Below are 14,993 nucleotides of genomic sequence, written 5' to 3'. Positions count from 1 at the left end.
AAAACCCCTTCAGACACGCTGAAGGGGGTCGGGTCGCCTGAAAGTTCAGGTTAATGCATGAGGGTAACAGCCCGAAAGCGGCCGGTCAGGCCACAGGATGGAACAAGGTTCGGACCTATCAAGCCTGGGTTCTGATCAAATAATCAAACGCGCTCAGGGAGGCTTTGGCCCCTTCACCGGTGGCGATAATGATCTGCTTGTAAGGCACGGTGGTGCAGTCGCCCGCCGCAAACACGCCTTTCACGCTGGTTTCGCAACGGGCATCGATTTCGATTTCACCGATGCGGTTGCGGTCAACCGCGCCTTCCAGCCAGCCGGTGTTGGGCAGCAGGCCGATCTGCACGAAAATCCCTTCCAGCGCCAGCTTGTGAACACTGTCAGTAACGCGATCTTTGTACTGCAGGCCGGTGACTTTCTGACCGTCGCCCAGCACTTCGGTGGTCTGAGCATTCGCGATCACGTCCACGTTCGGCAGGCTACGCAGTTTGTCCTGCAACACCGAGTCCGCTTTCAGTTCCGGCGCGAACTCCAGCAGGGTAACGTGTTTCACCACGCCCGCCAGGTCGATGGCCGCTTCCACGCCGGAGTTACCGCCGCCGATCACCGCCACGTGCTTGCCTTTGAACAGCGGGCCGTCGCAGTGCGGGCAGTAGGTCACGCCGCGGGTGCGGTACTGATCTTCGCCCGGCACGTTCATGTTGCGCCAGCGCGCGCCGGTGGCAATGATGATGCTGCGGGATTTCAGCACCGCGCCGGAGACGGTTTCAATCTGGTGCGGTTGGCCCGGTTCGGAAGCCGGAATCAGTTTCTGCGCGCTTTGCAGATCGATAACGTCGACATTGTAGTCGTCTACGTGGGTTTTCAGCGCGGTCGCCAGTTTGGCGCCTTCGGTCTTCGGCACCGAAATGTAGTTTTCGATATCAACGGTATCCAGAATCTGGCCGCCGAAACGCTCGCCCACCAGACCGGTGCGGATGCCCTTACGGGCCGCGTACACGGCGGCTGCCGCGCCCGCCGGGCCGCTGCCGACGATCAGCACGTCATACACCGGGCGGCTATTCAGTTTGTCGACCACGCGGGCGTTGGCGCCGGTGTCTACCTTGCCGACGATTTCCCCCAGGCTCATGCGGCCCTGGCTGAAGTGTTCGCCGTTCAGGAATACCGTGGGCACGCCCATGATATTGCGGTCTTTGATCTCATCCTGAAACACGCCGCCGTCAATCGCGGTGTGGGTGACGTTCGGGTTCAGAACGGACATTAAATTCAGCGCCTGCACCACATCCGGACAGTTGTGGCAGGTCAGCGAGTAATAGGTCTCAAAGTGGAATTTGCCGTCCAGATCGCGAATTTGATCGAGTAACTCTTTCGCTTCTTTCGACGGGTGACCACCGGTCTGCAACAACGCCAGCACCAGCGAAGTAAACTCATGCCCCATCGGCGCACCGGCAAAACGCGGCCCGTTGGCCGATCCCGGATTGGTTATCAGGAACGAAGGTTTACGCACCGGCAGATCGTTATTTTCAAAGAAACTGACTTTGTCGGACAATCCGGCGATTTCGGTCAGCAATTCCCGAACTTCAGCGGATTTGGCTGAGTCGTCCAGCGTCGCCACTAACTCAACAGGTTTGGTTAATTTTTCCAGATAGGCTTTCAACTGGAGCTGCATGTTATTGTCGAGCATAGATTATCCTTGGCGTTGGCGTAAAAAATCGGGTGCAACGCACCCGATAAAAGCATCAGAGGGAGAGTCGGACTTAGATTTTGCCAACCAGGTCCAAAGACGGCGCCAGCGTGGCATCGCCTTCTTTCCATTTGGCCGGGCACACTTCACCCGGGTGAGACGCCACGTACTGGGCGGCTTTCACTTTACGCAGCAGGTCGGACGCGTCGCGGCCGATGCCTTCCGCCGTGATTTCCACCGCCTGGATGATGCCTTCCGGGTCAACGATGAAGGTGCCGCGGTCAGCCAGACCCTGGTCTTCACGCAGGTTTTCGAAGTTGCGGGTCAGCTGGCAGGTCGGGTCGCCGATCATCGCGTATTTGATTTTGGCGATAGTGTCGGAGCTGCTGTGCCAGGCTTTGTGAGTAAAGTGGGTGTCGGTGGACACAGAGTAGATGTCTACGCCGATTTTCTGGAATTCATCATAGAAATCCGCTACGTCGCCCAGTTCGGTCGGGCAGACAAACGTAAAGTCAGCCGGATAGAAGAAGAACACGCTCCATTTGCCTTCAATGTTTTTCTCGGTCACTTCGATGAACTGACCCTCTTTGAAAGCCTGATTTTTAAACGGTTTAACTTTAGTATTGATCACGGACATCTCGTTTTCCTCATCGGTTCAATGTGTTTGGCTTGAGATGTAAGGTACAAAAATGTGATGTATGTCGCTAATGCGTTGTCTGTATCAAATCGATAAGCAATACCTAACGTTTTGCCAGCAGGGCAATCACGAAGCAGCCCCCCAACCCGGCGGTCACAATCCCCACCGGCAGTTCCTGCGACGGCAGCAGCACCCGGCTGAGGGTATCGCCGCCGCACAGCAGCGCCGCCCCCAGCAGGCCGCACAGCGGCACCAGCCGCCGGTGACGCGCCCCGGCCAGCGGGCGGCACAAATGCGGCACCATCAACCCGACAAACCCGATTACGCCGGTCAGCGACACCAGCAATGCCGTCGCCAGCGCGCAACACAGAAACACGTCGACCCGCAACCGGTTGACGTGAACCCCCAGCGACGCCGCCGTCTGTTCCCCGGCCAGCAGGCTATCCAGCGCCCGCCAGCGCGCCAGCAATAACCCGAGCAGCAATAGCAGGCTGCACAACGCCACCGGCAGATTCTCCCAGCGCGCCAGCCCCAGCCCGCCCAGCGACCAGAACAGCACCGAACCGGCGGCGCGCTGGTCGCCGGAAAACACCAGATAGCTGGTGAGCGCGCCAAACAGAAACGAAATAGCCAACCCGCAAATCACCAGGTGCTCCGCCTGCCGCCCCTGTCGCAGGAAAAACAGCGCCATCACCGCCAGCGCCGAACAAATGCCGCCGCCAAACGCCGCCGCCGGCAGGGTGAACGCGCCGAACCACTCGCCGAAACGGGTAATCACCAGCACCGCGCCCGCCGACGCGCCGGAGGACAAGCCGAACAGGAACGGATCCGCCAGATCGTTGCGGGTGGTGGTTTGCAGCAACGCGCCGACCATCGCCAGCCCGGCGCCGGTGACGGCGGCCAACAGAGTGCGCGGCAGGCGCAGTTCCATGACGATGCGGCGCACGCTGTCCGGCGCGTCGCCGTGATTCGGCGTCAGCGCCGCCAGCACCTGCGCCAGCGGAATACGAATCGCGCCCACCGCGGTGCTGAACAGCATCATCGTCAGGAGCAGAGCCAATACCAGCAGGCAGATCAGCGCATAATGGCGGCGCGCCCTCATTGCGCCGCAGCCGAATAAAGCGCGTGCGCGAGTTTTTCAATCGCGGTGATATTGGCCGGCCCCGGCGTCAGCTCGGCGTATTGCAGCTTCAGGTAACGCCGATGTTCCACCGCCGGGGTGTGTTTCATCAGCGGGTGGGACGCCAGAAAATGCTGCAAGGCCGCCGCGCCGCCGCCGTTCTGGTAATCCAGCAGAATGATCAGATCCGGCTCCGCCGCCGACACCGTCTCCCAGGAGGTGGTGGCCCAGCTCGCCGCCATATCATCCATCACATTACGGCCGCCGGCCGCGTCGATAATGGCGGTCGGCATGGCGTAAACGCCGCTGGTAAAGGGTTTATCCTCACCGGAGTCATAGACGAATACCTTGAGCGGCGCCTGACCCGACGGCGGTTTAGGCACCGCCGCCAGCCGCGCCTTCCACTGATCCACCAGCGCCTGCGCCTGTTCCGCGCGGCCGAAAATTTGCCCCAGCGTCAGCACGTCGCCGTACAGCAAATCCATGCTGGCGCGCGGGCGATGGCGGTCTTCGAAAATACAGCTTTCACTCAGCACCAGCGTTTTGACGCCGTATTTCGCCAGCGTGTCCGGCGTGACTTCGCCGCCTACTTTCATGCCGTAGTTCCAGCCGGCGAAGAAAAAGTCCGGACTGGCACCCAGCAGGGTTTCCAGCGACGGGTATTTCGGCGACAGCTCCGGAATCGCCCCCATTTGCCGGCGGAATTCCGGCGTCATCTTGTACCAGCCGCTGATACCGGTCAGGCCGACGATCTGCGGTTGCAGATGCAGCGCGAACGCCATTTCGGACATGTTGAGATCGTTGATGACGGCGCGCTGCGGCGCTTGGGTGAAGGTCAGCGGCTTGCCGCAACTCTGCACGGTAACCGGAAACCCCGATGCCTGCGCCGTCATGGCGCTGAATCCCAGCAGCAGGCTAATCAGCCCGACAGAACCGTTGAATGGCGATACGCCGCCGAATGATATTTTCATAGACTTCCTCTGGTGGTGAATGCACACGCGCCCGCGGGCACGTCAAACAAGCGGAACGGGAGGCCGGTTTGCGGATGGGGAACCGTGAAGCTGCGAATGCCAAACACCGGATACAGGCAATCGCTGGCAAGCGCCTGGGACGGCGCGTCCCAACACACTTGCCGGCCCCGGCACAGCACCAGCACCCGGTCGGCGAACGGTTCCACCAGCGACAGATCGTGTAATACCGCCACTACGGCGATGCCGCGCTGTCGCACCAGCGCCAGCAACGCCGCCCGCCCGAGCGGATCCAGATGGTTGGTCGGCTCGTCCAGCAGCAGTACGTCCGGACGCTGCGCCAGCGCGCGCGCCAGAAACGCCCGTTGGCGTTCGCCGCCGGACAACGCCGCCAGACTGCGCTGCCGTAATGGCGACAAGCCGGTCTCATCCAGCACCTGTTCCACCGTGGCCTGTTGTGCCGACAACGACAGCACATCCGCATGCGGCAGGCAGCCGAGCGATACGTATTCCTCCACCGTTAACGTCAGGCTGGGGGAGTCATGCTGGCTCATCAGCGCGATACGTCGTGCTCGTTGCGCCCGGGACAGCTGCGCCAGCGGCTTATCGCCCAGCCAGATACATCCGCCTGCTGGCGGCGGGTCATGCAGCAAGGCGCGCAACAGCGTGGATTTGCCGCTACCGTTGGGGCCGACAATCGCCAGGCATTCCCCGCTCCCGACCGTAAAATGAATATCGGTAAGCAACGGCTGACCGGCGGAATGCGCCACATTCAGATGTCCCAGATGTCCTACCCGCAGATGTTCTACCCGCAATAAAGGCGGCATGGCCTGCCACATTTGAGCGCACCTCCCGAATCATATATGTTATGTTATAACATAACATATTGAAGGTTTAAAAAAGAACCCCAAAAACACCATCCAACCTGCCGCCGGATACGCCGGTATAATCGTCATGAACGCTTACAAACTGTACGATTGTGGGACGAGAACGAGGGATGCGAAGCGAGAAAGGTTATGTTATAACAAGCCGTCATTATTCCTTATTCCTTCGCAACATGATTTGCTTTGCAACCCACAGGCGGTCTGTCATGAAACTCAGGATGTCGCTGGTTTTTCTCTCATTTGCAGCAGCCAACGCTTCGGCGTTTCAGGCCAAACTGACGCCGGTCAACCCGGATGACGCCATAAAACTGGCGCAGGTGGAAACGGCGTTCAGTAACGGTCACGTCGCTACCGGCCAGAAAGTCGGTCAACTGGGGATCTGCGATGCGACGTCGGTCAGCGGTTGCAACTGCCCGTTCTGCACCCAGTTGAGAAGTATCGGTCGTTGACTATCAGCGCCAGCCGCCGTACACGTTTTGCAAAGCGCTATCCGCCTGAATACGCCGGGCCGGCTATATCGTCGTTATAAATCGGCATCGCTTGCACGCAACGATCGTTCCACCAGCGCCACCCACACCTGAACGCCGTTGGCGATAATCTCATCGTTAAAATCGTATTCCGCATTGTGCAGCGAAGCCGATGGCGATGCGCCGTCCGCGCCCAGCCAGAAATAAGCGCCGGGGCAAGCCTGCAGCAGGTAAGAGAAATCTTCCGCCGCCATTGAGGGTGGCTGATTCCAGTGCACCCGCGAGGCGCCCAGCGCCGCGATCGCCGCTTCGCGCACCGTCTCGGCCGCGTCGGGCTGGTTCTGCGTTACCGGATAGCCAGGACGCCAGTGCAACTCGCTTTGTACCCCCATCGGCTGCGGCACCGCCTGCACATACTCGCCAATCAGCTGCCGCGCCCGCTCACGCGTGTCCGCCGTCAGGCAACGCAACGTGCCCGCCAGCGTGACCTGACCCGGAATAGCGTTGACGGCCTCTCCGCCTTCAATGCGGGTGATGCTGATCACCGCCTGTTCCAGCGGCGACAACCGGCGGGCGGTAATGGTCTGTAACGCCAGAATCAGCTGGGCGGCGGCCACGATCGGATCGGTGCCGCGCTCCGGCATCGCGGCATGGCATCCCACACCGGTCAGGATAATGCGGAAGCTGTCCTGCGAAGCCATCATCGGACCAGGGTTAACCGCCACCTCGCCCGCCGCCAGACCCGGCCAGTTGTGCAGCGCATAGATCGCCTGCATCGGGAAACGCTCGAACAACCCTTCCCGCACCATCATTTTGCCGCCGCCGGCATTCTCCTCCGCCGGCTGAAACACAAAATGCACCGTACCGCGAAAGCGGCGGGTTTCGCTCAGATAGCGCGCGGCCGCCAGCAGCATCGCGGTGTGGCCATCGTGTCCGCAGGCGTGCATGCGGCCGTCGGTACGAGAACAATGGGAAAAAGCGTTCAGTTCCTGAATCGGCAGCGCATCCATGTCTGCCCGCAGGCCGATAGCCGGCCCGTTGCCGTGGCGCAGCGTCCCAACGACGCCGGTCTGCGCCATCCCCTGATGCACGTCCAGCCCAAAAGACTCCAGCAATTCAGCCACCCGTGCCGAGGTGCGGTGCTCGCGCAGGCCGATTTCCGGGTGAGCATGAAAGTCACGCCGCCATTCGATGGCCTGCTCAATAATGTGCCGTGGGATCTCCGTCATCAGGCGTTCCTCACGTCATGTCCGCGTCACAACAGCAAGCGCCGTCAGACGCGACGGCCCCGGCAATCAACCGATCAGACCCGTGACATAACCTCATATTTCCTCCCAGCCGCCGACGATAAATGGAACAGATTGCGTTCACTCATCATAGGAGGCGGAAAAGGCGACAGCGAATCACATTTCATCATGAGTTATAATGAAATCAATATAAGGCGAGAATAATTAATTCCCTCAAAGAATAAAAATAACGTCTTGAAAAAATCACCCTGGCGTTATTTCCGCCCTGTTTCGGGTATATTTCGGCACACGTGAATCGATAAAAAGCGGGGAAATAATCTGATGACCAATGAGGTTATTCTGACTCAGCAGGCTGAGATTTCTGACCGGCGGCCAGAGTCTTACTATGACTGATATGGGAATAATTAACCGGTAAATATCCCAGCCCTTCGCCGGGCAGCCGGAATTGATTGGCGCCGGACTGAAACTCCTCCCGCAACCGCTGCAGAAAACGGAAGCCTTGCCGCTGACTTTCGGCAATCAGCGTCGCCAGCGCGTCCGGCAATGCCCCGACACGCACAATCCGTACGCTCACGCCAGTTCCCGCGTTCGCGCCAGCACCACGCTCAGCGGCAAATGGGCTTCGTACTGTTGCCATAACTGCTGATACCAACCTTCATCGCCCTGTGCGCGGTGAATAGAGAGAATCGTGTGATCGCACTGGCGGGTCGCGACGTCGTACAGCCTCGGGTCGCCCTGCGTCAGCACCGCCAGCAAGCGGCGCATCTCCACCATGTACGGACGGGCAAACACCGGGTCATGTTCCAGCACACTGCGGCTGTTATCAATCAGATCGCACAGCTTGATGCTCTGCGCCTCCGGGCAGGCGACCGCGCTGTGCAGCAGATTGGCGTTTTTGCGGTGAATGCGCTCGCCGCCGGCTTGCCGGGTGCGCACATCGGTCAGCATTTCCACATAACGCGCCACCGGCGCGCCAAACAATTCGGCCACCAGTTCCAGCGTTACGCCGGTATCTTCCACCGTGTCATGCAGCCAGGCGGCGGCAATCATTTCCGGCGATGGGTCAATCTGCATCAACAGGGCGACCACCGCCGCCGGGTGAACAATATAGGGTTCGCCGGTATATTTCCGTTTCTGCTCGCAGGCGGCATGCGCCGCGGTAGCGAAGATCCTGGCTCGTTCAGTGAGTGTCATTTTCTCGCTCCTTAAATGGAGTCAATGCCTATCGTCATGCATTCGCGGCGTCATCACAACAACCCTGTTGCAGTCCCTGATACACGGGGCACAGCGATCATAATGCTGGAAAACGCCATCAGGCTACGGCTAGCTTATTATTTAAGAATAAACTATTTTTTTATTGAAGAATAAACTCCGGGGGGTGAACTCGAAAAATAGGTGGTGACACACGCCCTGCTCGTTGCACTAAAGCACGATTGATAGCCCGCCGCTCATCCCCAGACAGCGCCTTCGTCGCCATGCGAACGCCGACTCAGGCGCCGCCGACACGTGTAATTTTTCCCGCCTCCCCACCCCGACCATCCGGCTTGCCGCGGTGTTGTTCCCTGTTTTTTTCGCCGGCATTGTTCAGGTGATTTTTCGTCCTATTTACCCATCGTCAGAAATAAATATCAGTAGAATTATTTCCGAATTTTTATTTTCATATTTAAAACGCAGTTAATAAATATAAAATTGACATCAATGACCAATTATTAGAATGTAGCGACGGCCATTCCAGTTCTCACCTCTGGGGAATGGCGTTCGTCGACAGAAAATAACCATCTATTTATCGGCAGGTATTATTTACACTACCGAAAAAACGCTCTTCCATGGTCTGGTTGAGCCATAAAATAGCCAGCATGGACAGGCATAACCTATTTTCTGTCGGTCAATTTATCTCATATTGAGAGTTATTTATATGAAACGGAAATCAGTTTTCACGCGCCTTGCTCTGGGCGGCGCGCTTCTGGCGGCTTCGCTTTCTCAGGCGGCCATCGCGGCAGGCAGTTACACCTCCAGTGTGGTACTGCCCACCGTATATACCCGTAATTTCCTCGACATCGCTGATGTCCCGGTTAAGGGCAATCCGCCGGCCAACGGTGCGATTACCTACGTAAGCTGGACCTGGAATGTGGCAGGATTTCCCGATGGCCTGAATGTTTATCTGTGTCAGGGCAGCACCAGTAATTGTGTTGATGTTTCCCGCACAAGAAGAATGTCAACCGAAGTATTTAAAGGCAAAAGCCCGGCGCTGCCGTTCTTCTTTGCCATGCGCGTAATAAGTGGCGGAAAAATACCGGTTTCCGGCCAGCAGGCGCAAATCATCGTGAACTGGCAATAAATATTCAGGCCGCAGGGAAGTATATCGCTTCCCTGTTTTATTCTTAATCAATCCAAAGCAAATAATAAAATAGAAAATAAATAACAGCCTATATTAATAACATCTTAAAAGAATAGATTATGCGGCTGGTGCAGCCAGAGAACGCCCCAAATATCCTCAACCGGAATAAACGCGGGAACGCTCCCCAAAAAGCGTGATATCACTACTCCCTTCCACGCGGTTAAGCAAAGGTAAATACTGTTTTACACGCTCGTATCAAAAAAAGATCTGGTAATAAGATATAAATAAAGCATCTTGTTTTTTAACCATGCAGAGTGAAAGGTTAACGCCATATCCCTTTTACTGAGAGTAACCACCATGACCACACTGGCGATTTTCCACCGTCCTCACCTCGAATATCCCACTCAGCAGTTCGACGAATTCGACCAGATTGCCGCCCTGCTGGCGGCGGCGGGCCTGCAACTGGAGCGCTGGCACACCGGCGACACCCCTGCCGACGTTGACGGCGACGCGTTGCTGGCGCGTTTTCGTCAGGATATCGACCGGCTCAGTCAGCGCGAGGGTTATACCTCGGCGGACGTCATCAGCCTGACCCCAGAGCACCCGGACCGGGCGGCGCTGCGGGAGAAATTTTTGCAGGAGCACACCCACAGCGAAGATGAAGTGCGTTTCTTTGTCCGCGGCAGCGGCACCTTTTTCGTTCCGGCGGGCGAACAGGTGTATCGCCTCACCTGCCAGGCCGGCGACCTGTTGCGGGTGCCAGCCAATACTCCACACTGGTTCGATAGCGGCGAGTTTCCCGATTTCACCGCCATTCGCATTTTTACCAATCCGTCCGGCTGGGTCGGGCATTTCACCGGCCGCCCGACCTTTCACTAAAAGAAAACGGGTAGCCAAAGGCTACCCGTTAACGGCTTTCACCTTTGTAACTCAGAAGGTTTCCCAGCCGTCGTTGCTGCTTTTAGCTTTCTTCGCGCCGGGGAGCGTTTTGGGCAACGCCGCCGGCGAAGAAGCCGGACGGGCCCCGATGCTGATGGCCGGGCGGCGTTCCGCGCCGTCGATACGAAACGCCGACACCGCCTCATTCAGCCCGGCGGCCTGTTCCGCCAGCGACGTGGCGGCAGCGGTAGCCTGCTCCACCAGCGCGGCGTTCTGCTGGGTGACATTATCGATAGAGTTAATCGCCTGCCCGACCTGATCGATGCCTTTGCTCTGCTCCTGCGACGCCACCGAAATTTCCGCCATGATATCCGTCACGCTGGTAACGGCGTTGACGATATCCTGCATGGTTTCCCCGGCGCGGCTGACCTGACCGGAGCCGGTTTCCACCAGCGCCACGGATTCGGTGATCAGCCCTTCGATCTCTTTGGCGGCCTGGGCGCTGCGCTGCGCCAGCGAACGCACTTCGCCGGCCACCACCGCAAAACCGCGGCCCTGTTCGCCGGCACGCGCCGCTTCCACCGCGGCGTTAAGCGCCAGAATGTTGGTCTGGAAAGCGATGCCGTTGATGATATTGGTGATTTCGGAAATCTTCTTCGAACTCTGGTGGATGTTGCCCATGGTTTTCACCACGCCTTCCACCAGTTCGCCGCCCTGACGCGCCTTGCCGGAAGCGTTGCCGGCCAGTTGGCTGGCGTGGTTGGCGTTGTCGGCGTTATGACGCACGGTAGAGGTCAGCTCTTCCATGCTGGAAGCAGTTTGCTCCAGCGCCGACGCCTGCTCTTCGGTGCGGGAAGAGAGATCGCTGTTGCCGGCGGAAATTTCGGTAATACCCTGATAAATGGCTTCCACCCCGTGACGTACATTGCTGACGGTGCGTGCCAGCGACTGCTGCATGTTCTGCAGATAGTGCCCCAACTGGCCGATTTCACCGCGTCCCCACTGCGCCAGCGGCATGGTGAGATCGCCCGCGGCGATATGTTCAATACGTTCAACCAGCGAACGCATCGGTTTGATGATCACCCGGCGCAGACACAGGTAGGTAAACAGCGACACCAGCACCGCCACCACAAAGCTGGCGGCCATCACGCTGTAACCCAGCACCGACTCCTGCTGCGCCTCGTTGTTGAGCGCTTCCGCCCGCTGGGTGCGAATCGCCACCACTTTCAGCAATACCTCGTTATAGGCCAGATCGAGCTTACGGGTCTGTTTCCATTCGGTCGCCACCACATCGTCGTAACGACCGGCTTTCACCGCATCCAGCATCGGCCTGACGCCATTATTGACGTAGTCGTTGTAGCGCTGTTGCAGCGCGTCATCCAGCGCCAGATCGGCCGGGGTTTTCACTTCACGATTCTGGTAGGCGGCAAAGCTGTCCGCCGACTGCTTCAGGCGGCCTTCCGCCTGCTGAATACTGCTGCTGGCGGTGTCTTTATCGCCCTCTTTGGCGGCGGCGGCGGCCTGAATCAACATCAGGCGAGCGGTACGTAAATGGTTGGAGCTGTTGGAAACCCCCAGACGGACCTGAATTTCCGCCGTCACGTCGTTAAGGGAGCTGTTGCTGCGCATCAGAAAATGGACTGAAAAGCCAATCGCCAGTGCAAACAGGATCAGGATAACGCCGATAATCGAGCTGAACATCGGCATCAGCCGCCAGTTGTGCCAGAAACTCACACCGGACGACGAAGGAGGCAGAGTAGTTGTATTCATCATTTTTTCCTTTAAGAGGGCACATGGTCGCTGAATCTATACAAAACATTACATTAGTTATCGGCGTGTTAACGTCAGAGATTAATCTGTCCAACGGGAAAAAAACCGGAGAAAAGCCGCATTCGTAGAATAAGGAAATGAATAAATAGACATCAAACAACTGATTTTAAAAGATAAAATAAAAACACTACAAAATATATGGAAAAAACACCGGCAATAGCAGATTAAAATTAAGGCGGTTGCCCAAACCGTAACTCATCAGAAAACATGAAATATTACATCCGGACACAATATTACCCCCAGATACCGTGTTGCCTCCGGATAACCGACCGGGAGAGAGGCCTTCAGCCATCCCCCTAACCGACTACGTTTTAATCGCCTGTGTCCGGGTCAAGATTGAATGCCCGAAAACGCTCGGCGTAAGCGCCTTCCCGTTCGGCAAATCGCAACGCGCGAGCGCGTTCCACCACGATCTCGTCGGCCTCCGGCTGCTGCGACAGCAAAGCCAGCGTTTCATCAATAAAGTCCGGCAACGGCATGGCGCGCGGGTCATAGCCCCATTCGCCCTGCAATCCGGTCTGCACCCAGGGCGGAATAATTTCGATGACCTGCACCGGCGTCTGGCGCAACTGACAGCGCAGCGCATCGGTATAGGCATGCAGCGCCGCCTTGCTGGCACAGTAAGTCGGGGTAATCGCCTGCGGCAGAAACGCCAGTTCCGACGTCACATTCAGCACTGCCGCGTGCGGCTGACGCAGCAGATGGGGTATCAACGCGCCGGTCAGCCACAGCGGCCCCAGCAAATTGGTCGACACCGTGTCGTTGATAAGTTGCGGATCCGGCTGGGTAAGATCTTCACGCCGCTGAATACCGGCGTTATTGATCAACACATTGAGCGCCGGATAATCCCGCGTCAGCTGATCGACAAAGGCGCTGATGGCCTCAGGATCGCGCTGATCCAACACCCGCCAGACCATGCCGGGGAAGGCGGCGGCGGCCTGGCGCAGCGTCGCCTCGCGCCGCCCGGCGATGATCACCTGGTTGCCGCGCTGGTGAAACGCCGCCGCCAGCCCCAGCCCAATGCCCGAGCCGCCGCCGGTAATCAGTATCGTGTTGCCGGTCATCTTCATGTTCGTCGCTCCCTGTTGTCATGACGTCAATGGCATCCTGTTCAGTCAAACAGAAACGTGGTGATATCGCTTTCCCGCAATTGGTAGGTTCCCGAGAAACGACGCCCCGCCAGATAATCTGGCGACAGGTCGGTCAGCAACTGCAACGTGAAGGTCTGCTGTACGGTATCCAGCCCGACCATGCGGACATCCAGAAAATCGAAGTAACGTTTTACCTGTGGATACAACGCCTTGTACAGGCTCTCTTTGGCGGAAAAACTCAGCGTCAGCATACTGGCGAAACTGATGGGGTTGTGGGAGTGCAGCCAGTCATACTCAATCTCATCGGCGATGCCGGGCCACAGGTTATTGGCGCGCTCGGCGTTCATCCGGGTTTCGATATCCAGCCCGACGCAGGACGCGTCGTGGCGGCATTGATGCGCAGCGCACAGCACACTGTCGACGTTGTGGCTGAGCGATCCGATGATACGCTCCGGCCACTGCGGCGAGCGATCGGCCGCGCTGGTCAGCACATAGCCATTCACCCCCAGCCGGGACAGCACCATTTTTGCCAGATAACGCCCCGCCAGATATTCCGCCCGACGTTTCGGCACCGAGCGGGTGATTTCCGCCGGTACGGGAATACCTGCCCGGGAAAACAGATCATCGCGGTACGCCGACAGGTCGAAATAACAGCGCGCACAATGCCCAGGGTAAGTGGTTTCATTCCCGGCCTGACGGACAGTCAACCATTCGATATTTTTGATAAATGAAGAAAGCATGTCACTGCACTCTGCAACCGGGTGTGAGCCGTCCACGAGCAGGCCCTCCGGTAAATAAGACGATGTATCGCCGACTGAACGTGAACGCATCCGGCGAAACACCAACCGCCGCCAGCGGCGAGAAAACCCAGCCCAGCATCCGTTTAATCGACAACCGGGAGTCATTGACCCCGTCGCCGATGTCGCCAAGGATACCGTAAAGTAAAGCAACTAATGCAATAAACGCCAATAGTATGGCGGCGGCATCAGGCGGATTGATGCGGCTCCGGCGACTGCAACCCCGGGAACAGCCGCAGGGTATTGGCGAGAATGGCGCCCGCAATGACCTGCGGCGATTCCGGACGTAATTCGCACAGCGTTTCGAACACCGAAGTAATGCGCTCCGGGCGATTCGGTTGCCCCTGAAACCCGCACACCGGCATATCCGGCGCATCGGTTTCCAACAGCAGCCGGTCGAGCGGCAGGCGCGCAATCGCCTGCCGAGTCTTGTTGGCGCGCGGATAGGTAATAGTGCCGCCCACGCCGATGTAGTAGCCAAGGCGGATAAACGTCATGGCCTGATCGTAGCTGCCGGCAAAACCATGCACTACGCCGGTACAGGGAACCGGGTAACGGCGCAGTATTTGCGCCAGTTGATCGTGACTACGACGGGAATGGAGAATAACCGGCAGATCGCGCCGGGCCGCCAGCTGAAGCTGCGCGCCCAGAAACGCTTTCTGCCGTTCAAATTGCGGTTCCGGCATGTAGAGATCCAGGCCGATCTCGCCCACCGCCACCAGACGGGGATGCGGCTGCGCCAGCAGGGACGCCAGTTCGGCCAGATGGGCGTCCTGATGCCCGGCGATATACAGCGGATGCAGCCCCAGCGCGGCGTACAGGGCAGGCCAGCGCCGGCTGAGTTCCAGCACCCGTTCAAAATGTTCGGCGGCCACGGCCGGCACAATCAAGCGGTGTACGCCCGCCTGCGCCGCCCGCGTCAGGCTGCCCGCGTCATCCTCAGCGAACAGGGGAAAATCAAAATGGCAATGGGTATCGATAAACCCGACGCTCGCTGCCTGCGCGCGATCGGGCTCGGCCGCCATCGCGTCATCGGATAAAGAGTGGGTGGGCA

At 58.2% G+C, this 14,993-nt stretch carries 16 protein-coding genes; 4 read left to right on the top strand and 12 right to left on the bottom strand.

The window, feature by feature from the left end:
- Positions 1-118: 118 nt before the first annotated feature.
- The 5 genes from ahpF to CPA59_RS02595 all read right to left on the bottom strand — a co-directional run bounded on the left by ahpF (position 119) and on the right by CPA59_RS02595 (position 5,245).
- Complete coding sequence (gene ahpF, locus CPA59_RS02615) at positions 119-1,681, bottom strand: alkyl hydroperoxide reductase subunit F (RefSeq protein WP_107758645.1); 1,563 nt, start codon at positions 1,679-1,681, stop codon at positions 119-121.
- Positions 1,682-1,754: 73 nt separating this feature from the next.
- Complete coding sequence (gene ahpC, locus CPA59_RS02610; protein WP_038917722.1) at positions 1,755-2,318, bottom strand: alkyl hydroperoxide reductase subunit C; 564 nt, start codon at positions 2,316-2,318, stop codon at positions 1,755-1,757.
- A 103-nt stretch (positions 2,319-2,421) separates the two neighbouring features.
- Positions 2,422-3,420 (bottom strand): iron ABC transporter permease, encoded by a 999-nt coding sequence (locus CPA59_RS02605; RefSeq protein WP_107758644.1) that lies wholly within the window; start codon positions 3,418-3,420, stop codon positions 2,422-2,424.
- On the bottom strand, positions 3,417-4,409 hold the full coding sequence (locus CPA59_RS02600; RefSeq protein ID WP_107758643.1) for an ABC transporter substrate-binding protein: 993 nt from the start codon (positions 4,407-4,409) through the stop codon (positions 3,417-3,419). Before CPA59_RS02600 ends, CPA59_RS02605 begins: the two co-directional genes overlap by 4 nt.
- The gene (locus tag CPA59_RS02595; protein WP_082170977.1) at positions 4,406-5,245 is read right to left on the bottom strand and encodes an ABC transporter ATP-binding protein; all 840 of its coding nucleotides are present in this window, start codon (positions 5,243-5,245) and stop codon (positions 4,406-4,408) included. The genes CPA59_RS02600 and CPA59_RS02595 overlap by 4 nt, the downstream gene beginning before the upstream one ends.
- Positions 5,246-5,496: 251 nt before the next feature.
- Here CPA59_RS02595 and CPA59_RS02590 point away from each other — a divergent pair, with 251 nt between their 5' ends.
- Positions 5,497-5,739, top strand: a complete 243-nt coding sequence (locus tag CPA59_RS02590) for a hypothetical protein (protein ID WP_107758642.1) — start codon at positions 5,497-5,499, stop codon at positions 5,737-5,739.
- 74 nt (positions 5,740-5,813) lie between these two features.
- Here CPA59_RS02590 and CPA59_RS02585 read toward each other — a convergent pair whose 3' ends face one another.
- From CPA59_RS02585 to CPA59_RS02575, 3 genes are all read right to left on the bottom strand, one after another.
- Positions 5,814-6,986, bottom strand: coding sequence for a M20 aminoacylase family protein (locus CPA59_RS02585; RefSeq protein WP_107758641.1), 1,173 nt, complete (start codon positions 6,984-6,986; stop codon positions 5,814-5,816).
- Between the two features lie 352 nt (positions 6,987-7,338).
- Complete coding sequence (locus tag CPA59_RS23060; RefSeq protein WP_225622634.1) at positions 7,339-7,578, bottom strand: hypothetical protein; 240 nt, start codon at positions 7,576-7,578, stop codon at positions 7,339-7,341.
- Complete coding sequence (locus CPA59_RS02575; RefSeq protein ID WP_038917717.1) at positions 7,575-8,198, bottom strand: HD domain-containing protein; 624 nt, start codon at positions 8,196-8,198, stop codon at positions 7,575-7,577. Before CPA59_RS02575 ends, CPA59_RS23060 begins: the two co-directional genes overlap by 4 nt.
- A gap of 721 nt (positions 8,199-8,919) precedes the next feature.
- Between CPA59_RS02575 and CPA59_RS02570 the strand changes: the two genes are divergently transcribed.
- Positions 8,920-9,342 (top strand): flagellar protein FlhE, encoded by a 423-nt coding sequence (locus tag CPA59_RS02570; protein ID WP_049854626.1) that lies wholly within the window; start codon positions 8,920-8,922, stop codon positions 9,340-9,342.
- Positions 9,343-9,699: 357 nt separating this feature from the next.
- A complete protein-coding gene (locus tag CPA59_RS02565; protein ID WP_038917715.1) occupies positions 9,700-10,221 on the top strand; it encodes an acireductone dioxygenase in 522 nt (173 codons plus the stop codon).
- A gap of 51 nt (positions 10,222-10,272) precedes the next feature.
- Here CPA59_RS02565 and CPA59_RS02560 read toward each other — a convergent pair whose 3' ends face one another.
- From CPA59_RS02560 to CPA59_RS02550, 3 genes are all read right to left on the bottom strand, one after another.
- Complete coding sequence (locus CPA59_RS02560; RefSeq protein ID WP_038917714.1) at positions 10,273-11,991, bottom strand: methyl-accepting chemotaxis protein; 1,719 nt, start codon at positions 11,989-11,991, stop codon at positions 10,273-10,275.
- Positions 11,992-12,362: 371 nt separating this feature from the next.
- Entirely contained in the window at positions 12,363-13,121 is a 759-nt protein-coding gene (locus tag CPA59_RS02555) for an SDR family oxidoreductase (protein ID WP_100848812.1), read from the bottom strand.
- A gap of 41 nt (positions 13,122-13,162) precedes the next feature.
- Positions 13,163-13,882 (bottom strand): 4'-phosphopantetheinyl transferase, encoded by a 720-nt coding sequence (locus tag CPA59_RS02550; RefSeq protein WP_038917712.1) that lies wholly within the window; start codon positions 13,880-13,882, stop codon positions 13,163-13,165.
- A gap of 62 nt (positions 13,883-13,944) precedes the next feature.
- Between CPA59_RS02550 and CPA59_RS23240 the strand changes: the two genes are divergently transcribed.
- On the top strand, positions 13,945-14,082 hold the full coding sequence (locus tag CPA59_RS23240; RefSeq protein ID WP_222844070.1) for a hypothetical protein: 138 nt from the start codon (positions 13,945-13,947) through the stop codon (positions 14,080-14,082).
- 45 nt (positions 14,083-14,127) lie between these two features.
- Here the strand turns inward: CPA59_RS23240 and CPA59_RS02540 are convergent, their stop codons facing one another.
- Entirely contained in the window at positions 14,128-14,964 is an 837-nt protein-coding gene (locus CPA59_RS02540) for a TatD family hydrolase (protein ID WP_107758639.1), read from the bottom strand.
- Positions 14,965-14,993 lie beyond the last annotated feature (29 nt).

This window comes from Dickeya sp. Secpp 1600 (genome assembly GCF_003049805.1).
GTDB lineage: Bacteria > Pseudomonadota > Gammaproteobacteria > Enterobacterales > Enterobacteriaceae > Dickeya > Dickeya fangzhongdai.
The sequence above is the reverse complement of the archived record's forward strand: the minus strand, read 5'-3'. Positions and strand labels throughout refer to the sequence as shown.